This is a genomic window from Thiomonas sp. (assembly GCF_034007205.1).
Taxonomy (GTDB): Bacteria; Pseudomonadota; Gammaproteobacteria; order Burkholderiales; family Burkholderiaceae_C; genus Thiomonas.
On the sequence record NZ_JAVERI010000026.1, the window covers coordinates 1 to 24,839 of the forward strand.

Sequence of the window (24,839 nt, forward strand, 5' to 3'; positions counted from 1 at the left end):
TTCATCCATTCAATGCCGCCCGGTGGACATGTGGACAAGCCGCTTCGCGCCTTGCCCACATGTCCACCGGCCCCGACCACCATCAACCATTGTGATTGTTGCATTCCACACTAAACGACGAAGGGCCCTTGAGGCTCATGGCAGTGGCGTCTTCGCCATCGACCAGAATTCTGCCGACCGTCGGGTCTTGTAGTCGATTGATGAGGCGAAGCAGGGTAGATTTTCCGCTTCCAGATAATCCCATGATCACGAAAATTTCACCGGGATAAATATCCAGGCTGACATCGTGAACACCCACAACCACCCCAGTTTCCGCTTGGACTTTCGATTTTCCAAGGCCATTTTTCAGAAGATCAATGGCCTTATTGGCGTGCTTGCCAAATATTTTGCTGACGGATTGAATGCTTATTTTTGGATGGGTTTGTGGATTATCTGTCATCTTTATAATTTTTCCCTGTAAAAGGATATCTATTATATATGATTATTTTGCATTAATCAATAAATCATCATCCAAATAATCGGGCATGATCGGGACAATTTACTAAAATGCCCGTGATGCCGTGACGATGTGCCTAAAACGGTCAGTTCGTTCACTGTTCAGCGGCAAAAAACAAAAAAAGCCGCAAAGAATGCGGCTGTTTCGGTTGCGGTTGAGATTCCCGGCGGACTGATCTTGCGCCGGTTCTTGCCCGGGCAGGGGGTCAATGCGACCGGATCATGGTGCCGAAGGCCTGCTCGGTCAGCACTTCGAGCAGGATGGCGTGCGGAATGCGACCATCGACGATGTGCACCGAGTTGACGCCTGATTTCGCCGCCTCCAGCGCCGAGGCGATCTTGGGCAGCATGCCGCCGGAAATGGTGCCGTCGGCGAACATGTCGTCGATTTCGTGCGCGGTGAGATCGGTGAGCAACTCGCCCTTCTTGTTCATCACCCCGGGGGTATTGGTCAGCAGCAGCAGCTTTTCGGCGCGCAGGACTTCGGCCAGTTTGCCCGCCACCACGTCGGCGTTGATATTGAACGAGGCGTTATCCTCGCCGAAGCCGATGGGCGAGATGACGGGGATGAACTGATCGTCCTGCAGTGCCTTGACCACCGCGGGATCGATGGCCGCGACTTCGCCCACCTGGCCGACGTCGATCTCGGTTTCCGGATTCTCCCGGTCGCGCATGCGCAGCTTGCGTGCCCGAATGAGGCCGCCGTCGCGCCCGGTCAGACCCACCGCCTTGCCGCCGGCGTGGTTGATCAGGCCGACGATGTCCTGCTGCACCTGCCCGGCCAGCACCCATTCCACCACTTCCATGGTCTCGTCGTCGGTCACGCGCATACCCTGCACGAAAGCGCCCTTCTTGCCCACGCGGTTCAACGCCTCGTCGATCTGCGGGCCGCCGCCGTGCACGACCACCGGGTTCATGCCCACCAGCTTGAGCAGCACCACGTCCTCGGCAAAGTCTTGTTGCAGGGCCGGGTCGGTCATGGCGTTGCCGCCGTATTTGATGACCAGGGTCTTGCCGTGAAACTTGCGGATATAGGGCAGGGCCTGGGCGAGGATTTCGGCCTGCTCGCGGGGGGCGATATGCGACAGATCGGGGAAATCGGTGGATGTGTCGGCGGTCATGGTGAACCTTGGTCGTGAAAGGGAGATGGGCGGGGGCAATGTTGCGGTGCGCAATTCTAGGAGCCTGTCGGACTTGGGGCGTCGATAGCGAAAAACGGCCCCGGCGAGGACAGTTTTTGCAGCCGACGATCCTCAAGTCCGACAGGCTGCTAGCCGAAATGCCCCGAATCGGCTATGTTTCAAAAAAATCGAACGGGCGTGCTTTTCCCGGTTGTGTTGTATTCAGAACAGAGCAGGAGACAGTTCATGGAGCGGATCTGGCTGGCGAACTATCCCGCAGGCGTGCCTGCGGACATCGATCCGGACGTTTTTTCCAATGTGGGCAAGCTGCTGGAGCGCAGCTTCAAGGCCTACGCCGAACGTCCGGCCTTCGCCTTCATGGGGCGCAAGACCCGCTATGCGCAGTGGGAGGCGCAAAGCACCGCGCTGGCGGCCTATTTCCTGTCGCTCGGCTTGCAAAAAGGCGACCGCGTGGCGCTGATGATGCCCAATGTGCCGCAATACCCTGTGGCCGTCGCCGCCGTGCTGCGCGCGGGGCTGGTGCTGGTCAACGTCAACCCGCTCTACACCCCGCGCGAACTGCAGCACCAGCTCAAGGACAGCGGTGCGGCGGCCATCATCATTCTGGAAAACTTCGCGCACACCCTGCAGCAGGTCATCGACCGCACGGCGGTGCGGCATGTGATCGTGGCGAACATGGGCGAAACGCTGGGCTTTCCACTCGGCGCCATCGTCAACTATGTGGTGCGGCACAAAAAGCGCCTGGTGCCGCGCTGGTCGCTGCCGGGTCATGTGTCATGGAAGGCGGCGCTCGACCAGGGAGCGGCTCTGCCCTTCGATCCGCCGCAGGTGGGGGCGCAAGACGTGGCGCTGCTGCAATACACCGGCGGCACCACCGGCGTGGCCAAGGGCGCCACGCTGACCCACCGCAACATCGTGGCCAATATCCTGCAATCCGCCGCCTGGTACGCCCCGGCGCTCAGGCAATTGCCAGAAGCAAAGCAACTGAACACCATCTGCGCGCTGCCGCTCTATCACATCTTTGCCTTCACCGTCATCATGATGCTCAGCGCCTATGAGGGCGGCATGATGATCCTCATCCCCAACCCGCGCGACCTGGCGGCCACGCTCAAGGAACTGGCGAAGTACGAGGTGCATTCCTTCCCCGCGGTGAACACCCTGTTCAACGGTCTGCTCAATCACCCGGACTTCGACAAGGTGAACTGGCGCACGCTCATGCTCAGCGTAGGCGGCGGCATGGCGGTGCAGGAGGCCGTGGCCCGGCGCTGGCTGGAGCGCACCGGCTGCCCCATCTGCGAGGGCTACGGCCTGTCGGAAACCTCGCCGTCGGCGATCTGCAACCCCACCGACACCGACCGCTACAGCGGCACGATCGGCATGCCGATTCCGTCCACCGAGCTGCAACTGGTGGACGACGACGGCCGTGAAGTGCCGCTGGGCCAGCCGGGTGAAATCGCGCTGCGCGGCCCGCAGGTGATGCGCGGCTACTGGAACCGGCCGGAGGAAACCGCGCGGGCCTTCACTGCCGAGGGCTTCGTGCGCACCGGCGACGTGGGCGTGGTCGACGAGCGCGGCTATGTGACCATCGTCGACCGCAAGAAGGACATGATCCTGGTCTCGGGGTTCAATGTCTATCCCAACGAGATCGAAGGCGTGGCGATGATGCACCCCGGCGTGCTCGAAGCCGCCGCCGTGGGCGTGCCCGACGCCAATTCGGGCGAGGCGGTCAAGCTGTTCATCGTGAAAAAAGACCCGGCGCTGACCGAGGCGCAACTGCGCGACTTTCTGCACGAGCAGCTCACCGGCTACAAGCGGCCGAAACACATCGAATTCCGCACCGAACTGCCCAAGACGCCGGTGGGCAAGATTCTGCGGCGCGAGCTTCGCCCTGCGGAGTGAGCGGGGGGCGGCTTGTTTTGCGGCGGGGTCGAGCCATGCCGTTGGCTTGGCTTTTTTCGCCTTGGCGTGCGAGCCCTCACCCCAACCCTCTCCCGGAGGGAGAGGGAGTCGATCTGCGCCTTCGCGGACTTGTTGGGGAGGTCGGGAGGGGCATCCGAAGGAAGCGCGAAGCGCTGTTTTCTCCTCCCCCACTTGCTGGGGGAGGTCGGGAGGGGCATCCGAAGGAAGCGCGAAGCGCTGTTCTCACCTCCCCCACTTGCTGGGGGAGGTCGGGAGGGGGAGCATCGTGCTCAGCGGTCTTCTTCCCGCAGTTCGCGCAGCAGGTTCAGCGCCTGCTGCACATTGAGTGCGCGCGAAAACACCCAGCCCTGAATCAGCGGGCAGCCCGCGCGTTCCATCCACAGCAGGTCGGCGACCGACTCCACGCCCTCGGCCACCACTTCCAGACCCAGCGTCTTCGCCATGGTGAGGGTGGCGCGGGCGATCGCCGCCTTGAAGCGGTCGGTGCTCACTCCCGCGGCGATGGCGCGGTCGAGCTTGATCTGCGAGACCGGCAGCCGGGGGAGATAGCCCAGATTGGAATAACCCGCGCCGAAATCGTCGAGCGAGAGCTGCACGCCCAGCTTGCGGAACGAGTCGAGCACGGCGAGCAGTTCCGGGTTGTGCTCGATCTCCACGTTCTCGGTGAGTTCGAGCATCAGCCGATCGGCCGGCACCCCATACTCGTTCGCCGCCTCGTACACGCAGGGCACGCAGGCATTGACGTGCAACTGCCGCGGCGACACGTTGTAGGCCATCGTGCCCTCGAAGCCCTGCTCCTTGCGCAGCCGGGCGAAGCCTTCCAGGGCGATGGACATCATCACCGGGCCGAAGCGGTCGAGCAGGCCGCTGTCGGTGAGGATGGAAATGAATTCGTCGGGCTGCACCCGCTCGCCGTTGCCGCGCGTCCAGCGCGCCAGGGCCTCGAAGCTGCTGATCCCATAGGCGCGGCGCAGGGTTTCGAGGCTGGCTGATTCGTCGTGCAGCAGCACGCTCTGCCGGCGCGCCCAGATGGGCTGAAAGTTCACCTCGAAGCGGCGCTGGGCGATGGCCGCACGCAGCTCTTCTTCGAGCTGCGAACGGCGTTCGATGCGCGTTTGCAGCGCCACCGAGAACGACTCCACGCGGTTGCGCCCCCGCACTTTCGATTCGTGCAGCGCCGCGTCGGCGTGACCCATCAGCTCGGCGGTGGTGCGGCCATGCTGCGGAAACACGGCCACGCCGATGCTGGCGCTGAACTGCAGCGAGCGTCCGCCGTGTTCGAAGGGCTCGCCGAGCGCGTCCTGCACCAGCGCGGCCAGGCGCATGGCCTGCGCGGCATCGTGCGCATCGCGCGCCAGAATGAGGAATTCATCGCCGCCGAAGCGCGCCGCGGTGTTGTTGGGGCGGGCGAGCTGCACCAGGCGCTGCGCGGTTTCGATCAGCGCCTGGTCGCCCACGGCGTGCCCCAGCGCGTCGTTGATGAGCTTGAAGCGGTCCAGACCGATGAACAGCACGGCAAAGCACTGCCCCGGCGGGGTGACGTCGATGGCGTCTTCGACATGCTTTTCGAACAGGGTGCGGTTGGCCAGGCCGGTGAGCGCGTCGCGGTAGGCGGCGAGTTCGAGTTTCTCTTCGGCCTGATGCGCCTTGGTGACGTCGCGCACCACACCGCGGTAGCCCTGGAACAGGCCCAGAGGGTCGATGATCGGCGCCGCGTCGATGCGCCACCACAGCAGCGCCTGGTCCGGCCCCAGACGAAACGGGACGACCAGATCGTGCACATCCTGATGCTCCTCCATCAGAAAGCGCAATTGCGCCCATTCCGGCGAAAACTCCTGCCCCGGATACAGCGCGTTCAGGTCATGTCCCACCAGATTCAAGGCCGCCAGAGGCGACTCTTCGGTGCGGCGCGAACTGCGCGAGATATGGGTCAGCGTGCCGTCGGCGTCGGACTCCCAGAACCATTCGTTGGACAGCTCCGCCAGCATGCGGAAGCGGCTTTCGCTGCGATGCAGCCGCGTCTGCGTCTGCCGTAGTTCGGTGATGTCCCAGGTCAGACCGAAGATGCGTGTGGCGCAGCCATCCTCTGCACGTTCGCGCACCATGCCGTGGTTCATCGTCGTCACGGTGCTGCCGTCGGCGCGGATGAAGCGCGTTTCCACCGTCTGCACAAACCCGCCGGGCGCGCCGATGCGGGCGATGGCCTGCTCCAGCGCGGGCAGATCGGCCGGCGCCACATGCCCCATCCATTCGGCAAGGGTGAAGGTCTTGGGCTCGAAGCGGTGCGCTTCGTCGAGCCAGTTCTGCTCGGCGTGCAACTGTCCGGTCAGCAGATCGAGTTCCCACACCGTCAGCCCTGGGCTGGTGCGCAGCAGATCGAGCGAGGTGTCGCTGGCATGCAGCCGGGTGGTGTCCTGCATGAAGCAGAAATAGCCCTGCACCTTGCCCTGCCCGTCGGGCGGGAACGGTGCCAGCCGCACCTGCAGCCAGTTGGCGGCACGGTGGCCATCGAACGGTGACTGGCGCTCATACTGCGTGCTCTGGCCGAGCAGCACCCGCTCGACATGGGGCGTGATCATCTGCAGCGTCGGCCCCGAAACCAGGCTCGCCAAAGGCTGTCCCAGCAGCGCCTGCGGCGTTTTGCCCAGCCAGTTCGCATACGCCGAGTTGCAATACTGCAGGCGGTTCTGCGCATCGAAACACGACGCCATCAACGGCAAGTGCTCCGCCCACCGTGCAAGGTCCTGGCAACAGGATTGCGCCCAAGGCGAAGTTTGGTCTTGCCCCATTCTTTGGAAGATCGATGTGTGAAGACTGCGGGCAGGGTGCGATGCGTTTGGATCATCCGCAGATCAAGTTCATATCGCATCGCGCTGATTTATAAAGTCTAAAGCAAGCGCGGCGCCTGCGGGCGCAAGGTCCGCCGGATCGATACAAAAGTCAATCGGCGGAAATGTAAAAAATCATCAGATCCAGCCCGATCTGAATAATGATCCCTAAAATTTGGCGGACTTTCAGGTGAATACAAGACAGCAGACGAGCTGCATGGCAAATCAATTCAATCCGGGGGACAGATGCGTTTCTTCTCATCACTACTCATCCTTGCAGCTCTCTTCGCCTTTTCCAATGCCGCCTTCGCGGCTGACGCCGATTTGGTGACCAATCAGAACGTCAGTCCGATTCAGGGGCCTGCAGGCGGTACTTTCACTTATACGATCACAACGACCAACGCTGGTCCGGACACGGCGACCGGTGTGGCCTTGACCGACACGCTGCCAAGTGGAGCGCAGTTTGTTAGCGTTTCGACCTCCGCAGGAACCTGTAGCCAAAGTGGCGGGGTGGTGAACTGTGCCTTGCCGGACATAGCAGCAGGAACGACGGGTGTGACGACCACCATTCAGGTCATTTTGCCGACGGATGGTGTTTACACCAACACCATTTCCGGTACGACGACGGCCACCGATCCTAATCCAAGCAACAACACCGATATCGCCAAGAGCACGACGGCCTACGCTGCGGCCGATTTGCAGATGAATGCCAGCGCTTCGTCGACGACGGTTGTGGCGGGCCAGCCCTTCACCTACAACTTGAGCGTGAAAAACAACGGGCCGGACGATGTCAGTTCGGGCGGGTCGATCTCCATCAGTTTCCAGGTTCCCTCGGGTTCGACGATCAATCAAGTTTCGGGGTCCGGATGGGCTTGCACCCCTAGTTCAGGGTATCCGCTGAGTTCTGGAACCATCACTTGTACTGCGGCAGCGCTTGCCAATGGTGCGACCAGTTCGGGGTTGACCGTGCAGGCAGTCGCCAATCAAACGGGCTCGCTCGCTGCGGCGTTTTCAACATCGGCTAAGGATTCCAACGGAAATGCGATGCCGGATGGAAATACAAATAACAATACCGCATCCGTAACGGTTGATGTTTCGACTGGTTCTGACGTTTCGATCACAGGCAGCGCAAGCCCGAATCCCGTGGCGCTCAATGGCACTGCGACCTATACCTTGACACCGCGTTTCAATGGCGGTGTTGCGCCGGGCTCAACGGGCAATCAAACGATCACCGTCATCGCCACGCCGGGTACCGGGTTGACCTATGTTTCAGGGTCGGCCAGTGGAAGTGGATGGACTTGTCAAGATTCGGGGCAAGGCTTCGCGTGTACTCGTCAAGGGCCCTACACCGGCGGCAACTACACCAATATGCCGCAGATCACCTATCAGGCACAGGCCACTCAAGCCGGAACGCTGAGCACTGATGTTTCGATCAGTGCTCCCGAGCCTGATCCTGTTCCCGCCAACAATAGCGCGACCATCAACATTACATCGAGCAATACCGCAGACCTGTCCATCGGAAAATACGCATCTTTGAATCCCGTCGTCGTGGGTCAGGGTTTCGACTATGGTCTGTATGTGGTCAACAACGGGCCTTTGCCCGTCGCATCCGGGCAAACCATTGCCGTCACAGACAATATCCCGACAGGGATTACGTTGACGGGTGCACCATCAGGCAATGGTTGGACATGCTCAGCCCCAGCGACTCCAGCGGCGGGGCCAGTGACGGTGACCTGCACCATGCCTGGGCCTCTGGCCGTGAACGGGACGGCGCCTGGGATTGACCTTCCGGTGATACTGACGGCAGCCGGATCGACAACCAATACGGCAACAGTCGCCTTGTCGGGTACCGGTCCGACGGATGACAACGCCAACAACAATTCCAGCTCAGTCAGCGTGTTGGCGAGCAGTACCAGTGCGGATTTGTCAATCTCCAAAACGGCAAGCGGCAACGTCGACGCGGGGCAACCGCTGACCTACACCATCACGGTGACCAACAATGGGCCGGATGCGTCGACCAACGTCGTCATGAGCGACAAGCTGAGCAACCTGATTGCCAATGGCGGACTGCAGTCGGTAACGACGACGCAAGGCGCCTGCACGCCGGCGGCTCCAGCCAACGGGGACGATCAAAATGTCCAGTGCCAACTGGGTACGCTCAACGTTGGAGCCAGCGCTACGGTCGTCATCACGGTGCTTCCCAGTATTGCAGTGACAGGTACGAGATCGAATACGGCCACCGTTTACTCGTCCGATGTGGGCGATCCAGTTCAGTCCAACAATACGGCGACGGCCAACAGCACGGTGACTGCGGTCGTCGATCTGGCATTGACGAAAACGGCGACTCCGAGTTCCGTGCCCGCTGGTGCGCCCTTGACTTACCAGGTGACCGTCAAGAACAACGGTCCCTCTACGGCGCAGGCGGTCGCGATGACCGATAACCTGCCTGTCGGGGCGACCTTCATCCGGGTTTCCAACGTGTCGAATGGCGGCAGTTGCCCGACTGCCCCTGCAGCGGGAGCCAGTGGAGGTCAGTTGGTTTGCAATTGGACGAGCATTCCCAGCGGTGCCCAATACACGGTCACCTATCAGATTCGTCCGACGACGGCCGGTACAACAGTCACCAACAATGCATCCGTGACGACGACCACCAAGGAATCGAATCTGAATAACAATTCAGCGAGTACATCGACACCGGTCACTCCGGCACAACTGGACTTGAGCATTACCAAAAGCCATACCCCGGACCCTGTGGCGCTCGGTGCAAACACGACCTACACCATCACTGTGCGTAACGCCGGCCCTTCGCAAGACACGAATGTCGTCATGACCGATGTCTTCCCTGACGACACGCAGCAGCAAAGCGCAATATTCAGTTACGCGGGCGGCCTGACCGTGGATCAAGGCGGCACCTGTACAGCACCTGCGGTTGGGGCGACGAGTGGCCAGGTTGTGTGCACATTTCCGACCCTTGATCAAGGACAAACCGCTACTATTACCTATCAGGCCAAAGCAGATGCCATCACCAAATCCGGTGCATTGTCGGGTACGGAAATCAGCCATGCTAGTGTGAAGGGCGATCTCACTGAAACCACGATGGCGAATAACTCGGTGCTGGATTACACCACGGCCTACCGTACCTCATCGAACGCGGATCTGGCCATCACCAAAGCATTGACCTCGCCTGCAAGCGGCTATCTGACTGCCGGAGCAACCGCCGTTTATCAAATCCATGTCACCAACCATGGGCCAGCAGCGAGCCAGGGCGCCGAAGTCGTTGATACTTTGCCCAGTAATCTGCAGTTTGTTTCTGCAACGGGCGGGTGCGTGTATAGCGCGGGCACAGTGACCTGCAATCTTGGATCAATACCGTCTGGAACGTCCCAGGATTTTGAGGTCACTGCTAAAGTGGCCGCCAGTTACAACGGCGCTACTCCCATTGTCAACACCGCCAAAGTGGATGCGCCAGGAGACCCGAATTTGGGTAACAACTCTGCCTCGGTGCAATCCAAGGTTGCCAACTCGAATGCCATACCCACGGTCTCGGAGTGGGGTATGTTGATCATGGGCTTGTTTATGTCGCTGACGGGACTTTGGTATTTTGGCCGCAGGAAGATCTGATTGAGAATTCGGGGATCAAGATCATGGTGCACATGAGGCGAATTTCACCTCGTGTGCGCTACCCCCTGCTATTTTCCCTGTATTTCTGCGTGTTTTTCGCACTCGATTTCACGCCGTACATCCATCGTCATCTTGTTTTACCTTGGACTGACTTTCTTGCCACGATCAGCGGCGGCCTGTTGACCCTTGTTCATCCTCACATCGTGGTGGTCAAGAACATGATCATTAACGATGTGACGCGAGTTGGAGTCACGATTCTTTCGGGCTGCAATGCGGTAGAGGCATGTGGTCTGCTGATTGCCGGCATGTTCAGTTTCCCGACGTATTGGAAAGAGCGACTCTCTGGTGCGGTCGCTGGGACACTTGCGGTGCAGACAGTCAATCTCGTGCGCATCATCAGCCTCTTTTATCTCGCTCAATGGGATCATTGGGCATTTGAATTTGCCCATCGGTATCTTTGGCAGGCGCTGATTATGGTGGATGTGCTTGTCGTCTGGCTGATCTGGATTCGCCGCCTTGCGCAGAAGGGTAAAATTCTTCTGGATTCTCAAGCAAGGTAGTGCCGTGATATGGACGGAATTGGCGTTTTCGCCATCAAGACAATTCTTTGGTTTTTGTTTTGGTTGGCGTGCTGGTATGTCTCGAGTGCCTTGTTCATGGCGCCTGTCTATCTGCTCACCAAGGGGATAGTCGCCGCTCTGTTTCCTGCATGGGCCGAAGAAGTGCGTTGGGTGGGACATAATTTCATTCTGTTCACCTCGCTGCATTATTTCACTGCAACAAACGGACATGCTGCCGATTTGGCGGTCAGGGCAAATTTTGTGACCTACGGCATTGGATGGCCGCTCATCGTGGCTCTGCTCCTTGCTTCTGATGCAGATCGAATTATTCTGAAGACGATCTTGGCAACTTCCTTGCTTTTGATTCCTCAATCCGTAGGAATTTCGATTGAATTTCTCCATGCGGTCTATGTCCAATCTGGGTTATTGATATTGGGTGCCACAAAATTCAATATTATTATTATATTGTTCGAATTTATGATCATGGTTGCGCCACCTTTGAGTGCGGTGATGCTGTGGCTTTGGCTCGAGCAGCGCTTTGTGCGAGATTTGGTTTTTTCAATAATAACAACAGGCAAGTCAGAGAACGACCATATTGAAGAATGATTCTGGCGGCGCTCGCCTTATTGATTGACCGAGCAATCAACTCGTCAGAGCGTGTGCGGCAGTATGCGCAAGGCCGTACACTCGTTTCCCGAAATGACCTCTTCTCTCAACCCTTTCCCCGGTCAGGTTTACGTCGTCGGCGGGGCGGTGCGGGATGCCTTGCTCGGGCGGGACCATGGGGATCGCGACTGGGTGGTGGTGGGGGCGACGCCGCAGCAGATGATCGATGCCGGTTTTCTGCCGGTGGGACGCGACTTCCCGGTGTTTTTGCATCCCCAAACGCACGAGGAATACGCCCTGGCGCGCACCGAGCGCAAGACGGCGCCGGGTTACCTTGGCTTTGTGGTGCATGCGGCGCCCGAGGTCACGCTGGAGGAGGATCTGCTGCGCCGCGATCTGACCATCAACGCCATGGCGCAGGCGGCCGATGGCACGCTCATCGATCCCTACGGTGGCCAGCGTGATCTGCAGGCCCGGGTGTTGCGCCATGTGTCGGATGCCTTCGTCGAAGATCCGGTGCGCATCCTGCGGCTGGCGCGGTTCGCCGCGCGGTTCGGCGATTTTTCCGTCGCGCCTGAAACGATGGCGCTGATGCGCAGCATGGTGCAAGCGGGCGAAGTGGATGCGCTGGTGCCCGAGCGCGTGTGGCAGGAACTGGCGCGCGGGCTGATGGAGCCGCAGCCGCAGCGCCTGTTCGCCGTGCTGCGCGACTGCGGCGCGCTCTCACGCCTGATACCGGAGCTGGACCGTCTGTGGGGCGTGCCGCAGCGCGCCGACTATCACCCCGAGATCGACACCGGCGTGCACGTCATGCTGGTGCTGCAGGCCGCCGTTGCCCTCGATGCGCCGCTGGCGGTGCGCTGGGCCTGTCTGATGCACGATCTGGGCAAGGGCACGACCTCCGAGGATGTCTTGCCGCGCCACATCGGCCACGAACAGCGCAGCGTGGCGCTGGCGGCGGCGGTGGCGCGAAGGCTGCGGGTGCCGACCGATTGCGCCGAGCTGGCGGCGGTGGTCGCCGCCGAGCACGGCAATATCCACCGCTGTCTGGGCTTGGGCGCGCAGGCCACGCTGCGTCTGCTGCAGCGCTGCGACGCGCTGCGCCGCCCTGAACGCTTCGCGCAGGTGCTTCTGGCCTGCGAAGCCGATCATCGCGGGCGCGGCGGCGACTTCCCGCAGCGGCCCTATCCGCAACGCGCGCGGCTCCTGGCTGCATTGGAGGCGGCGCAGCGCGTTGATGCGGGAGCGATTGCGCAGCGGGTCACGCAATCGGGCGGCAAGCCCGCAGCCATCGCGCAGGCGGTGCAGGCTGCGCGCGAGCAGGCGGTGGCGCGCGTGCTGACGTCAACAGCGCAAAGCTGATGCGTGCGCTGCAACGACTCGGTGCGCTGCTGCTTTGCGCCGCCGCCTGGGGCGTGTTGGGGGCTGGCGGGGCTGCGGCTCAGTCGATGTCCACGAACCGGCTCGCCGCCTCGCACGATCCCTACCTGCTGGAACACGCCCACGATCCGGTGAACTGGTATCCGTGGGGGCAGCAGGCGCTGGACAAGGCGCGGCGCGAGAACAAGCCCATCTTTCTGTCCATCGGCTACTCCGCCTGTTACTGGTGCCATGTGGCGCAGCGCGAGCTTTACCGCAACCCGCAGATCGCTGCGCTGATGAACCGCTGGTTCGTCAATGTGCTGGTCGACCGCGAACAGCGGCCCGACATCGACCACATCTACATGCTGGCACGGCAGATCATGGCGCACGACAGTGGCTGGCCGAACAACGTCTTTCTCACCCCCGGGTTGCAACCGTTCTACATCGGCAGCTATTTCCCGCCCAAGACGACGGCGCAGCAGGAGGGCTTTCCCACCTTGCTGGCGACCTTGCACAAAAACTGGACGCAGCGCCAAGCGGAGGTCAAGCGCATCGCCGGGCAGATCGCGCGGGCGATGCAGGCCGCAGCCGTCGCGGGGGAGGCGTCGGCACCCATCGAGCCCGAGCGCTGGATGCAGAGCGCGCAGACCGAGGCGCTGCAGCGTTTCGACCCCCTCGACGGCGGCTTTGCCTCGACCACCGCCGCGGCGCGTTTCCCGCAGCCGCCGCTGCTGAACTGGCTGCTGTCACGCCGCGCGGCAGGGCGCCCGGACGCGGCGCATGCCGCCGTGTTCACCCTGCAGGCGATGGCGCAGGGCGGCATCATGGATCAGCTCGGCGGCGGGTTTCGCCGCTATGCGGCAGATCCCGGCTGGTCGCTGCCGCATTTCGAGATGATGCTGTCGGACAACGCCCAGTTGCTCGCGGTCTATGCCCGGGCCTACGCGCAGACCGGTCTGCCCGATCTGCGCTGGACCGCGCAGCGTACCGCCGACTTCCTGTTGCGCGAGCTGCGCCTGGGGCAGGGCGTGTTCGCCACCGCCATCGCCGCCGAAACCGGCGGGGTGGAAGGCGCGACCGATCTGTGGACCCAGGCGCAGATCGATGCCGTGCTGGGCCAGCCGCGGGCGCAGGCGTGGTTTGGGCTCTACGCGCTCACACCCTTGCGCCCCGGCGTCGAAGCGGGTGTGCTGCGCCAGCAGCGCGACGTGGCAGAGCGGCTGCTGCGCGCAGGCGAGTTGACCGAGCGGCTGGAGCAACTCGCGCCAGAGCGCCGCGCGCTGCTGGCTGCGCGCCACCGTCGCCCACAGCCCCGGCGCGACGACAAGATCGTCACCGCCGACAACGCCCTGGCCATCCGCGCGCTGGCGCAGGCCGGCATGATGCTGGACGACGCCCGCCTGCTCGATGCCGCGGTGCGTGCTGCCGACTGGCTGTGGCAGCACGCCTGGAACCCGCAGCAGCACCTGTTGGTGCACCAATGGGCGGGCGGGCGCGCGGGCAATCCGGGTTTTCTCGATGATTACGCCGAACTCGCCCGCGCCTATCTCGCGCTGGCCAGCGTGCAGCACGACGCCCGCTGGAACCGGCGCGCCAGCGAGCTGGCCACGGCGATGCTGCAGCGGTTTGCTGCGCCGGATGGCAGCCTGCGCTCTTCTCCCGAGGCGCACGCCCTGCCTTTTCCCGTCCCGCTGCAGGGCGATGTGCAGCGTCCCTCCGGGCAGAGTGCGGCGATTGCGGTGCTGGTCGATCTGGCGCAGCGCAGCGGCGAGGCCGAATGGGCCGAGGCGGCGCGGCGCGCGCTGCGGGGGCTGGCGCTGCAGGTTGCCGCCCGCCCGCTGGACTGGCCCGATCTGCTGCAAACCCTGGGCGGCGCCGCGGGGCGCGCGGTCTGGGCCGCTTCGACGCCGCCCGAGCAGCAGCGACCTGCGGACTGCGCCGGTCTGCCTCTGGGGGCGTGCTCGTCAGATCGGGTCAAGGTGCTGTGGCAGCACGGCGCGGGCGGCCATGCGCTGCAGTTGCACATCGCGCCGGGGTTCCACATCAACGCGCATCCGGCTTCCGCGCCGAATCTGATCGCCACCACGGTGTTGCTCGACGGGCAGACGCTTGCCGGGGTGCGTTATCCGCCGCCGCAAATCTTTCGACCGGCGTTCGCGCCGCAGGGCATCGCCGTATGGGAGGGGTGGGCGACACTGCAACTGCCGACATTGACCGACGCCCAGCGCAAGCGGCTGGCGCTGCGGGTGCAGGCCTGCAACGCAAGTGCATGCCTGGCGCCAAGCCTGTTGCCCATCGCTGCGCCTGCGCCATCCCCACCCCAACCCTCCCCACGAGTGGGGAGGGAGTGATCTCACCTCCCCCACGCCGTGGGGGAGGTCGGGAGGGGGATGCCCACCCCAACCCGTCCAGTGACTGGCTTGCAAGCCAGTCCCGTTCCGGCGGGGCAAAGCCAAGCAGTTGGCTTTGCCTTTTCCGCCTCCACCCCCACGAGTGGGGAGGGAGTGATCTCACCTCCCCCACGCCGTGGGGGAGGCGGGAGGGGGGTCAGTTCGGCGGCCACGGTGCCCCAACGCGCTGCAGCCGATCGTCGATCTCGCCCAGCGTGGCGTTCAGTCCGTTGGCATTGGCCTCGATGGCGCTGCGCAGTTCGCGGTCGAGTTGATCGACGCGCGCAAGCAGCCTGTCCAGATCGTTGCTGTGCAACTGGCGCAGTTCCTCGAAGCGCGAGGCTTCGGCCTTGTCGGCCAGTTCGCGCTGTGCCTTGAGCTCCTTGGCGACGCGGCGCGATTCGCTCATCATGGCCGCCTGCAGCACCACGATGTAGATCAGGAACACGGCGGCCAGCACCACGATGAGGCCGAGCATGATCAGACCCAGCGGCGCCTTCGCCGTGGTGAAGCCCAGCGACAGATCGGTGGGTGCCATCAGCACGCTCCAGTTCAGTGCGGAAAAAATGGCGATGAGCACCAGAACGACGATGACCAGCCCGCTGCGAAAATTCATGTCCGCTCCCTTGTTGTCGAATGGGTTCGCTACAGTTTAGGTGCATCCATTCGACGGCACGCGCTTTGCTAGCGAGAGCCTTGGACTACCACTGGAGACTTCCCCATGAGCAAAAGCATTCCCGCCACCCTGATCGCCGGTGACGGCATCGGCCCCGAAATCATGGACGCCACGCTGGCCGCGCTCGACGCGCTGGAAGCGCCGTTCGAGTGGGACTCGCAGGTGGCGGGTCTGGGCGGGGTGAAGACGGCGGGCGACCCGCTGCCCGCGGCCACGCTGGCGAGCATCCGCACCACGCGGTTGGCGCTCAAGGGGCCGCTGGAAACGCCTTCTGGCGGCGGCTATCGCTCCAGCAATGTGCGCCTGCGCGAGGCCTTCAAGCTCTACGCCAATATGCGTCCGACCAAGACGCTGATTCCCGGCGGGCGCTACGACAACATCGACCTGCTGGTGTTTCGGGAGAATGTGGAAGGGCTGTACATGGGTTACGAGCACTACATCCCGATCGACGGCGACCCGCACGCGGTGGCCATCGCCACCGGGGTGAACACGCGGCAGGGTGCACGCAACATCCTCGACTACACCTTCCGCACCGCCATCGCGCTGGGGCGCAAGAAGGTCACGGTGGTGCACAAGGCCAACATCATGAAGGCGCTCACCGGCATCTTTCTGGAAACCGCCTACCTGCTGCACAAGGAAAAGTATGCCGACCAGATCGAACTGGGTGACGTGATCGTCGATGCCTGCTGCATGAAGCTGGTCATCAACCCCTGGCAGTTCGACACCCTGGTGACGACCAATCTGTTCGGCGACATTCTGTCCGACCTGGCCGCCGGACTGGTGGGCGGGCTGGGCATGGCGCCCGGCGCCAACATCGGGCACGACGCCGCCATCTTCGAGGCGGTGCACGGCTCTGCGCCCGACATCGCGGGCAAGGGCATCGCCAACCCCATCGCGCTGATGCTGGCCGCGGCCCTGATGCTCGATCATGTCGATCTGCACGACAAGGCCAACCGGCTGCGTCAGGCCATTGCCGATACGCTGAATGTCGACCACATCCGTACCGGCGATCTGGGCGGCAAGGCCAATACCCAGACTTTCACCGACGCCATCGTCAGCCGCATCAAGAACGGCTGACGCTGCGTCATGCTGTCACTCCTTGCGGGTGTCTGGCGTGTAGTGCGTCTGCAGATAGGTGATGATCTCCTTGGCCGTCGCCTCCTGGATGGGAGCGCCGAAGGTGTTGATCATCTTGTGCACCTCGGCTTCCCAGGTGGCCGCAGGCAGCGGGGGCTGCATGGTGATGTAGGTCACGCTGTGGCACATGCTGCAGTTGCCCAGCACGGTGTCGCGCCCGGGGCCGGCGGCCAGCTCGGCGGTGTAGGTGGGCCATTTGCCGACCTGATACACCGTGCCGTTGCCCGGCTGCGCGCGCGCGGGCTGCAGCTCCGAGCCCAGCGGGCCTGCGGCATAGTCGCCCGAGCTCAACAGCCCGGGGCGCGGGGTTTCGGCCAGCGCCGAGGGCAGTGCCAGCCCCGCAGCGGTGATGAGGGTGAGGAGGGTGAAGGTCTTGTGCATGATGAGTCCTCCCGTTCAGGCGCCGAGCACGAGCACCTGCTGGCGCTCGATCTTGTTCCACAGATAGCCGCCGGGGTTCCACACCCCGCTGTCGGGCTGCACATGGCCGCCGGTGTCGCTGGCGCGCACGGCGAGGGTTTGCAGGCCGGGCAGCTCGGGCTTCCACACCAGTTCAAACTCGCGGAAAGAATGGCGACCGAGGTCGCGTCCGAGCCTGGCCGCTTTCCAGGTCTGGCCGCCGTCGGTGGACACCTCGACCTTGCGGATGCCGCCCATGCCGCTGAAGGCAATGCCGCGGATCACCGTGGGCATGCCCTGCACCACGGGCGCGCTGTCGTCCGGGTCGATGATGAACGAGCGCACCGGCATGTTCACATGGCCGATGGGCACCATTTTCACCTTCCCCGCCTTGAGGTCTTCCGGGGTGGTGTTGCCACCCGGCGTATCGGGGATCTGGTAGGCAGGCTTCATCCAGAAGTTGGTGTCCGGCTCGGTGAGCGCGCGGATGTGGGTGAGGTGCTTGGTCCAGTAGGTGGCGAACTTGCCCGGCATCACCAGCCGCACCGGAAAGCCGTTGAGCATGGGCAGCGGCTCGCCGTTCATGGCGTAGGCGATGATGGCTTCGTCGAGGACGGGCTCGTGCACGTCCCACGACTTGATGAAGCGGTGCGACCCTTTTCCAGCCGGGCCTGGGCCGTGGTCGAGGCCCTCGAACTGAATCTGCACCGTGCCTTTCTCGATGCCGGCGCGGGCGAGCACGTCGCGCAGCCGCACGCCCGTCCACATCGCATTGCCCATCGCGCCGTTGCCCCACTGCCCGCCGGGCACGCGCGGCTGGAAGCGGCTGCGCGAATTGCCCGAGCATTGGTTCACCGCGGCGAGGTCCACACTGCGGAACTCGCGCAGGAGCTGATCGAAACTGAACTGCAGCGGCCGCTTGAAATTTCCGGTGAGTTCCAGCCGCCAGGTCTTGAGATCGACCGCGTTGGGAATGTCGGGCAGGTGATAGCGTACGTAGAACGCCTCGTTGGGCGTGATGGCGCTGCGGAAATAGGCGCGCGGCGTTTCGAGCTGAATCGGGCGGTCGGTCAGACGCAGCAGCGGCGATTTCTGCGGATAGGTCACATACGGCCCCACGCTGTTCCAGTACGGATTGGCGCCCGGCCCGGTGAAGCTCTGCAGCGGGGTTTCGGCCTGCGCGGCGACCACGGCCCAGGCCGGGCGCGCAACCAGCGCTGCGGCGCTCGCGGCAGCCAGCGTCAGCCATTCGCGACGATGCAGGGTTCGATCCATCAAGTTCTCCTCGGGTTGGGGCCATCGCTTTGCGGGCGCGGCCGTTGCGTTGTGCAACAAACTTAACCAAACCTGAACACCTGGGCATTGGGGGTTTCATACAACAGGGAGCATCGCTCGGAAAGGTCACGCTGCCCGCTTTGAAGCCGGACCCGGTGATGACCGCATGAATGAACAGCACCTGGCGGCGTAGTCCGGGTGCAGGGCGACTCAATCGACCTTGTCCGGACCCAGCGGCGGCGGTCCTTCGTTTTCGCCGGGCCGCACGATCGCTGCGCTGCGCTGGCGCCCGGTGATGGCGTCGAACAACGAGGTCCTGTCGCTGGCACCTTCCTTCAGGCCGAGCGCCTCGGCATATACTGAGCGCTCGCGCAGCAGGCTGCCGATCACCGAGGCCACCACGCAGGCGGGCATGGCCGCGAGCACCACGTTGTAGTTGCGCGTGATCTCGAACACCATGATGGCCGACATGGCCGGGGCGTGCGTGGTGGCCGCCAGCAGACTGCCCATGCCCACCAGCACCCACAGCGCCTGCGCATGCGTGGCATCGCCCAGCAGCAGGGTGTGCTGCACGATCAGGCCGATGGCGCCGCCGAGCATCAGCGTGGGCGTGAGCACGCCGCCGGGAATGCCCGCGGCGCTCGCCGCCGTCACAGCCATGATGCGCAGCACGAACACCAGCATCAGCGTGGACAGCGCCCAATGGTCGACCAGCATCGACTGCACCACGCTGTAGCCATTGCCCCAGACCTCGGGGCGGATCATCGACAGCACACCGATGAGCAGGCCCATCAGACCCATGCGCAGCGGCAGAAAATTGATCAGCGGCTGGTAGCGCTTGCGTGCGGTGTCGAGCAGCCAGAGGAAGGCCGGGCCGAGCAGCCCGGCGATCACGCCGATGAACACCGCGTCGACCAGATCGGGAAAGCCCACCAGCGGAATGGCGTGCGCCAGATACAGCGGCCCGGTGGCGAACAGCGCCTGCGTGGTGAGTTCGCCCATCACCGCCGCCACCAGCACGGCGGCGATCTCGCGCAGCGCCAGACCGCCCAGAATGATCTCGGCGACGAACAGCGTGCCCGCAATCGGCGCGTGATACGCCCCGGCAAAACCCGCCGCCGCGCCACAGGCCACGATGAGCCGGCGGTGCGCCGCATCCGTCCTGCCGATGCGCCCCAGCAGCGACGACACCAGCGCCGCGAACTGGATCATGGTGCCTTCGCGGCCGATGGTGATGCCGCTGCTCACGCCCAGCAGCGACGACAGCGTGCGCGTGAGGTTGGGGCCGAGCGGCAGCACGCCGTCGCCCACCCGCACCGCCTCCATGTATTCCGGCCCGCGCGGGCGCTTGATCCAGCGGTGCCCCGCCCACATGATCAGCCCGCCCAGCGTGGCGCCTGCCGTGGGGATGAGCACCCGCGCCCAGAGCGGCAGCCCCGCGGCGGCGGCCACCAGATGTTCCTGTTCGGAATACAGCCGCATGATCGCGTACATCGCCTGGCGGAATCCCTCGACGGCGATTGCGGCGATGAAACCCACCGCGGCGCCGACCAGGGTCATGGGCACCATCGGATCGATGTTCTGCCAGAACAGACGCAGGCGGCCGAGCAATGCGGAGGTCACGGCGACAGACTCACTTTCTCGATGCTCTGGACATGCAGGGCAATCGATGAATTAAAGCATTTGAATTGATCAAAATCATATCGGCTTGCGATAGGCTCAGGCGTGAACAAAGGTGAACACGGTCGCAGGTCGCCTCCCTGCATGCAGCCGCTAAGCTCTGCCCATGCATTTTCTCGACAAAATCGTGTCTTCAGAGCAACTCGCCGCCAGGCTGGCCGACCTGCCTCGGCCGCTGGTGTTCACCAACGGCGTGTTCGACATCCTGCACCGCGGCCATGTGGTTTACCTCGCCGCCGCCCGCGCGCTGGGCGCCAGTCTGGTGGTGGGGCTGAATTCCGACGCCTCGGTGCGGCTGCTGGGCAAGGGGCCGGAGCGCCCGCTCAACCCGCAGGACGATCGTGCCGCCGTGCTCGCCGCGCTGGAAAGCGTCAGTCTGGTCACGCTGTTCGAGGAGCGCACGCCGCTGAACCTGATCGAGCGCGTGCGTCCCGATGTGTATGTCAAAGGCGGCGATTACGACATGGCGACTCTGGCCGAAACCGCGCTGGTGCAGACCTGGGGCGGCCGCGCGGTGGCCATTGCCTTCGTCGAGGGCCGTTCCACCACCGCGCTGGTGCAGCGCATCCGGGAGTCGAGCGCAGCGAGGAGGGTAGTCCAGTGAGCGGAATCAACGCCGCGCCGCCCGGCCTGTCTGTCGCCATTCCCGGCGCCAGCAGACTCAGCCTGCGCCACCTGCTGCTCGATTTCAACGGCACCCTCGCCTGCAACGGCGCGCTGATCGACGGCGTGGCCGAGCGTCTGCGGGCGCTGAGCCAGGTGCTGGAGGTCGAGGTGCTGACCGGCGATACTTACGGCACCGTGGCACAAACGCTGGCCGGCCTGCCGGTGCGCTACAGCATCGTGCTCACCGGGGCGGACAAAACCGCCCGCGTTCTCGCCTTGCAGGGCGCGGGCGGAGTGGCCGCCGTGGGCAACGGACGCAACGATGTGGACATGTTGCGCGCCGCCACCCTGGGCATCGCCGTGCTCGGGCCGGAATGCACGCATGCGCTGACGCTGACTGCGGCGCAACTCGTCGCCCCCGGCATCCTCGCTGCGCTCGATCTGTTCTTGCAGCCGCAGCGCCTGATCGCCGCCTTGCGGCCTTGATCGGCGCATTTGCAGCGGATCAACTGTAACCCCGCGTTGCAGGCTACCATGTCTCATAGCGATTCAAGTTTCCCCCTCCTGGAGTCTGCCATGACCAAGTCTGTCCAAGAAATCAAATCCGATGTCGCACTCGTCATCGACCACGCCGAAGAATTGCTCAAGCAGGCTGCCGCCAGCAGTGGTGAACAAGCTGCAGAGCTGCAGCGCCGAGGCATGAAACTCCTGCGCCAGGCTGCCGAGAAGGCTCAAGACCTGCAGGACGCCGTGGTCGAGCGCAGCAAGGCCGCGGCACAGGCCACCGACGACTATGTGCACGACCATCCCTGGAAGGCCATCGGCATGGCCGCCGCACTGGGTCTGGCCATCGGCCTGCTGATCAACCGCAGCCGCTGAGTCGTCACGGCATGGCCAGCGACGACGCGCAACCCGGGCAGTCCGAAGGCTTGGGCGCCGCCGGGCAGCGTTTGCTCGGCAGCGCTGCCGCGCTGCTGCAAAGCCGCATCGAGCTCGCCGGCATCGAACTGGCCGAAGAACGTCAGCGCTTGGTGGGTCTGCTCGTGCTCGGCACGGTGGTCGTGCTGTTCGGCCTGCTCGCCTTGGGCAGCCTGACGGCGCTGCTCGTCATCCTGTTCTGGGATCGCAGCCACTGGCTGGCGCTGGCCTTGCTCTGCCTGCTCGACATCGCCGTGGTCGCCTATTGCATCTACCGGATACGAGCCGCCATCAGGCAGGCCCCTGCGCCGTTCGCCACCTCCCGCGCCGAACTGGCCAAGGACGCCGCGATATGGCGCTCACGCACCTGAACCGCGCCTTCTGTCACTGACAGCCGTCATGGCCATGACCCAGCCTTCAGCCGATTTCACCAAGCAGTTGCCCGCCTCGGTGCGCAAGCAATTGCTGGTCGCACGCATCGCCGTCGAGCGGGTGGAGTTCATTCAGGCGGCGGAGCAGTTCCGCGAACGGGCTCAACCCGGTCGGCTCGTCAGACGGGCCTTGTCCAGTTCGTTGCGCGGTGCACTCAATCCGGCCAGCTCGCTGCTGGGTCTGCTCGATTTCACGCGCAGTCATCCCTACGTCGGCTCCATCCTGGGCTCTGTCGTATCGATGCTGCTGCGCAGGCGTCTGCTCGGCTTATTGTTCGGACGCTTTGCCAAACTGGGCCTGGCCGCTGGCGCGGTGTACGGCATGGCGCAGCTTCTGCGCCGAGAGCGGTCGCATTGAATGCGTCGCGCACGCTACCCGGTACGATGAGTCGACGAACTGTGCCGAGATCGTTCAGGGTCGCCACGCCGTGGGCCGGCTCGAGGATGGCGCAGAGCGCATCGAGCGTCGCCTCGAACTGATCTGAACGATTCCCTTCAAACGCAAGGCGCGTTTGGCCAACCGTTGAACGGTTCATCCCCGCGCGAGCGGGGGAACACACTATCGCCAAATGAAGCGGCCAAACGGGCCGACGGTTCATCCCCGCGCGAGCGGGGAACACCTGGGCGCTCGACGCCATGACCCTGTACCAGACGGTTCATCCCCGCGCGAGCGGGGAACACATAAACACCAGCAACAAGAGCAATCAGCGCGACGGTTCATCCCCGCGCGAGCGGGGAACACGCCTGCTCTTCGCTGAGCGCAGGCGTGCCGGGCGGTTCATCCCCGCGCGAGCGGGGAACACGCGGGCCGCTGCCTGCATGGCGCCGGGCAGCGCGGTTCATCCCCGCGCGAGCGGGGAACACCATGTTGCGGTGCGTCGCAAACCATGTTGCGCCGGTTCATCCCCGCGCGAGCGGGGAACACGCCGATGCCGGGGATTTTGATGGGCGATCCTTCGGTTCATCCCCGCGCGAGCGGGGAACACTCCAGTCGGTGAGCCGCATTCCAGCGGCTCGGCGGTTCATCCCCGCGCGAGCGGGGAACACGAGCAGCGCGAGCAGATCGCGCCCGGCGTCGTCGGTTCATCCCCGCGCGAGCGGGGAACACCCCCGGTCAATGCTGACCATCATCTCAACTGCCGGTTCATCCCCGCGCGAGCGGGGAACACTTCAGGCAGGGAGGAGAGGTGGTATTCATAACCGGTTCATCCCCGCGCGAGCGGGGAACACGGCCGCGCCGAGCTTGATCGCCTGATCGGTGGCGGTTCATCCCCGCGCGAGCGGGGAACACACGTTACGCCGGAATAGCTCAGCGTGGCTGATGCGGTTCATCCCCGCGCGAGCGGGGAACACGTTGTCCGCGTAACCCGCGAAGCGGCGGCTGTCGGTTCATCCCCGCGCGAGCGGGGAACACTACATCGTGTTATCCCACTGGTACTCCCTCACCGGTTCATCCCCGCGCGAGCGGGGAACACTCTGCCTTTCCTTCTGCTGAAAGCGCGTTGATCGGTTCATCCCCGCGCGAGCGGGGAACACGTTCAACTCGGCGAACAGATGCGCGTCGCGCTCGGTTCATCCCCGCGCGAGCGGGGAACACGGCGGCGAGCTGGTCGGCTGCGGTGGCGGTGGCGGTTCATCCCCGCGTGAGCGGGGAACACGTTGAAGGCCGGCGCGAGAAGGTGAGAGTAGCCGGTTCATCCCCGCGCGAGCGGGGAACACGCGGACACCACCCGAACCACTGGCTCTAAATACGGTTCATCCCCGCGCGAGCGGGGAACACTGACTCAGGCGGCAGCCTGGAGTCATTCACCGCGGTTCATCCCCGCGCGAGCGGGGAACACTTATTTAGGTTCGCTCGCTGTCGGTGCTGCTGCGGTTCATCCCCGCGCGAGCGGGGAACACGTGCGTGGTAGCGCTGAGCGGATCGCCCATGCCGGTTCATCCCCGCGCGAGCGGGGAACACGGTTTGACCGAGTTGCACTTCGCGCTCCACGGCGGTTCATCCCCGCGCGAGCGGGGAACACCCGCGCTATGTCGTCGATCTGCAGGCCCGAGCCGGTTCATCCCCGCGCGAGCGGGGAACACATCTGCGGCGTGGGTGTGCGCAATAACCGTGGCGGTTCATCCCCGCGCGAGCGGGGAACACGTGAGCCTGAGCGACCTGCCCAAGGGATTCGACGGTTCATCCCCGCGCGAGCGGGGAACACCATCGGGCAGATTCGCGGCGTCAGCCGCCTGGCGGTTCATCCCCGCGCGAGCGGGGAACACCATCCTCGCCACGGGTAGGAATTCTGCGCCCGCGGTTCATCCCCGCGCGAGCGGGGAACACGAAGCTGTGAATGAGCGACAGGCTGATGGCGTCGGTTCATCCCCGCGCGAGCGGGGAACACGTACACCAGGCAATCGAGCGCTTCGTTGCGGGCGGTTCATCCCCGCGCGAGCGGGGAACACGTGGTAGGCGTGGACTGTGAATGAAATCAAATAGGTTCATCCCCGCGCGAGCGGGGAACACGTGCGCAACACCGGCCAGGACGTGGCCACACAACGGTTCATCCCCGCGCGAGCGGGGAACACGGGCATGGCGTAATTCCTGAGCGTGGGTTTCGGGGTTCATCCCCGCGCGAGCGGGGAACACTTGCATGCGTTTGGCGTAGGCGCGCTCGACCACGGTTCATCCCCGCGCGAGCGGGGAACACGGGCATGGCGTAATTCCTGAGCGTGGGTTTCGGGGTTCATCCCCGCGCGAGCGGGGAACACTTGCATGCGTTTGGCGTAGGCGCGCTCGACCACGGT

At 63.9% G+C, this 24,839-nt stretch carries 19 protein-coding genes and 1 CRISPR repeat array; of the genes, 12 read left to right on the forward strand and 7 right to left on the reverse strand.

The window, feature by feature from the left end; all coding sequences use genetic code 11:
• Positions 1-82: 82 nt before the first annotated feature.
• Positions 83-439 (reverse strand): ATP-binding cassette domain-containing protein, encoded by a 357-nt coding sequence (locus RBR52_RS14510; protein WP_320377992.1) that lies wholly within the window; start codon positions 437-439, stop codon positions 83-85.
• A 262-nt stretch (positions 440-701) separates the two neighbouring features.
• Positions 702-1,616, reverse strand: coding sequence for an acetylglutamate kinase (gene argB, locus RBR52_RS14515; protein ID WP_320377993.1), 915 nt, complete (start codon positions 1,614-1,616; stop codon positions 702-704).
• Between the two features lie 246 nt (positions 1,617-1,862).
• Between argB and RBR52_RS14520 the strand changes: the two genes are divergently transcribed.
• Positions 1,863-3,536, forward strand: a complete 1,674-nt coding sequence (locus RBR52_RS14520) for a long-chain-fatty-acid--CoA ligase (protein WP_320377994.1) — start codon at positions 1,863-1,865, stop codon at positions 3,534-3,536.
• A gap of 290 nt (positions 3,537-3,826) precedes the next feature.
• Here RBR52_RS14520 and RBR52_RS14525 read toward each other — a convergent pair whose 3' ends face one another.
• Entirely contained in the window at positions 3,827-6,346 is a 2,520-nt protein-coding gene (locus RBR52_RS14525; protein WP_320377995.1) for an EAL domain-containing protein, read from the reverse strand.
• Between the two features lie 285 nt (positions 6,347-6,631).
• Here RBR52_RS14525 and RBR52_RS14530 point away from each other — a divergent pair, with 285 nt between their 5' ends.
• From RBR52_RS14530 to RBR52_RS14550, 5 genes are all read left to right on the forward strand, one after another.
• On the forward strand, positions 6,632-10,006 hold the full coding sequence (locus RBR52_RS14530) for an IPTL-CTERM sorting domain-containing protein (protein ID WP_320377996.1): 3,375 nt from the start codon (positions 6,632-6,634) through the stop codon (positions 10,004-10,006).
• A gap of 53 nt (positions 10,007-10,059) precedes the next feature.
• Positions 10,060-10,566, forward strand: a complete 507-nt coding sequence (gene xrtH, locus RBR52_RS14535) for an exosortase H (protein ID WP_320377997.1) — start codon at positions 10,060-10,062, stop codon at positions 10,564-10,566.
• Between the two features lie 9 nt (positions 10,567-10,575).
• Entirely contained in the window at positions 10,576-11,172 is a 597-nt protein-coding gene (locus RBR52_RS14540; protein WP_320377998.1) for an exosortase H-associated membrane protein, read from the forward strand.
• 93 nt (positions 11,173-11,265) lie between these two features.
• Positions 11,266-12,534, forward strand: a complete 1,269-nt coding sequence (locus tag RBR52_RS14545; RefSeq protein ID WP_320377999.1) for a multifunctional CCA addition/repair protein — start codon at positions 11,266-11,268, stop codon at positions 12,532-12,534.
• Positions 12,534-14,885, forward strand: coding sequence for a thioredoxin domain-containing protein (locus tag RBR52_RS14550; protein WP_320378000.1), 2,352 nt, complete (start codon positions 12,534-12,536; stop codon positions 14,883-14,885). The genes RBR52_RS14545 and RBR52_RS14550 overlap by 1 nt, the downstream gene beginning before the upstream one ends.
• A 196-nt stretch (positions 14,886-15,081) precedes the next feature.
• Here RBR52_RS14550 and RBR52_RS14555 read toward each other — a convergent pair whose 3' ends face one another.
• Entirely contained in the window at positions 15,082-15,540 is a 459-nt protein-coding gene (locus tag RBR52_RS14555) for a LapA family protein (protein WP_320378001.1), read from the reverse strand.
• Positions 15,541-15,645: 105 nt separating this feature from the next.
• Here RBR52_RS14555 and RBR52_RS14560 point away from each other — a divergent pair, with 105 nt between their 5' ends.
• Positions 15,646-16,677 carry an isocitrate/isopropylmalate dehydrogenase family protein gene (locus RBR52_RS14560; RefSeq protein ID WP_320378002.1) on the forward strand — a complete coding sequence of 344 codons (1,032 nt, stop codon included), beginning with the start codon at positions 15,646-15,648 and terminating at the stop codon, positions 16,675-16,677.
• 15 nt (positions 16,678-16,692) lie between these two features.
• On the opposite strand, the gene RBR52_RS14565 is transcribed toward RBR52_RS14560, so the two are convergent.
• From RBR52_RS14565 to RBR52_RS14575, 3 genes are all read right to left on the reverse strand, one after another.
• A complete protein-coding gene (locus RBR52_RS14565) occupies positions 16,693-17,118 on the reverse strand; it encodes a sulfide dehydrogenase (protein ID WP_320378003.1) in 426 nt (141 codons plus the stop codon).
• A gap of 15 nt (positions 17,119-17,133) precedes the next feature.
• The gene (locus RBR52_RS14570; protein WP_320378004.1) at positions 17,134-18,411 is read right to left on the reverse strand and encodes a molybdopterin-dependent oxidoreductase; all 1,278 of its coding nucleotides are present in this window, start codon (positions 18,409-18,411) and stop codon (positions 17,134-17,136) included.
• A gap of 210 nt (positions 18,412-18,621) precedes the next feature.
• Positions 18,622-20,034 (reverse strand): chloride channel protein, encoded by a 1,413-nt coding sequence (locus RBR52_RS14575; RefSeq protein ID WP_320378005.1) that lies wholly within the window; start codon positions 20,032-20,034, stop codon positions 18,622-18,624.
• A 163-nt stretch (positions 20,035-20,197) separates the two neighbouring features.
• Between RBR52_RS14575 and rfaE2 the strand changes: the two genes are divergently transcribed.
• From rfaE2 to RBR52_RS14600, 5 genes are all read left to right on the forward strand, one after another.
• Positions 20,198-20,695, forward strand: a complete 498-nt coding sequence (rfaE2, locus tag RBR52_RS14580) for a D-glycero-beta-D-manno-heptose 1-phosphate adenylyltransferase (RefSeq protein ID WP_320378006.1) — start codon at positions 20,198-20,200, stop codon at positions 20,693-20,695.
• Positions 20,692-21,183, forward strand: coding sequence for a hypothetical protein (locus RBR52_RS14585; RefSeq protein ID WP_320378007.1), 492 nt, complete (start codon positions 20,692-20,694; stop codon positions 21,181-21,183). The genes rfaE2 and RBR52_RS14585 overlap by 4 nt, the downstream gene beginning before the upstream one ends.
• A 90-nt stretch (positions 21,184-21,273) precedes the next feature.
• Positions 21,274-21,576, forward strand: coding sequence for a DUF883 family protein (locus RBR52_RS14590; RefSeq protein WP_320378008.1), 303 nt, complete (start codon positions 21,274-21,276; stop codon positions 21,574-21,576).
• Between the two features lie 11 nt (positions 21,577-21,587).
• Positions 21,588-21,986: a phage holin family protein gene (locus RBR52_RS14595; protein ID WP_320378009.1), complete on the forward strand. Its 399-nt coding sequence runs from the start codon at positions 21,588-21,590 to the stop codon at positions 21,984-21,986.
• A 34-nt stretch (positions 21,987-22,020) separates the two neighbouring features.
• Positions 22,021-22,404, forward strand: coding sequence for a hypothetical protein (locus tag RBR52_RS14600; RefSeq protein ID WP_320378010.1), 384 nt, complete (start codon positions 22,021-22,023; stop codon positions 22,402-22,404).
• Between the two features lie 170 nt (positions 22,405-22,574).
• Positions 22,575-24,803: a CRISPR direct-repeat array (repeat unit 29 nt; unit sequence CGGTTCATCCCCGCGCGAGCGGGGAACAC).
• Positions 24,804-24,839: the final 36 nt, after the last annotated feature.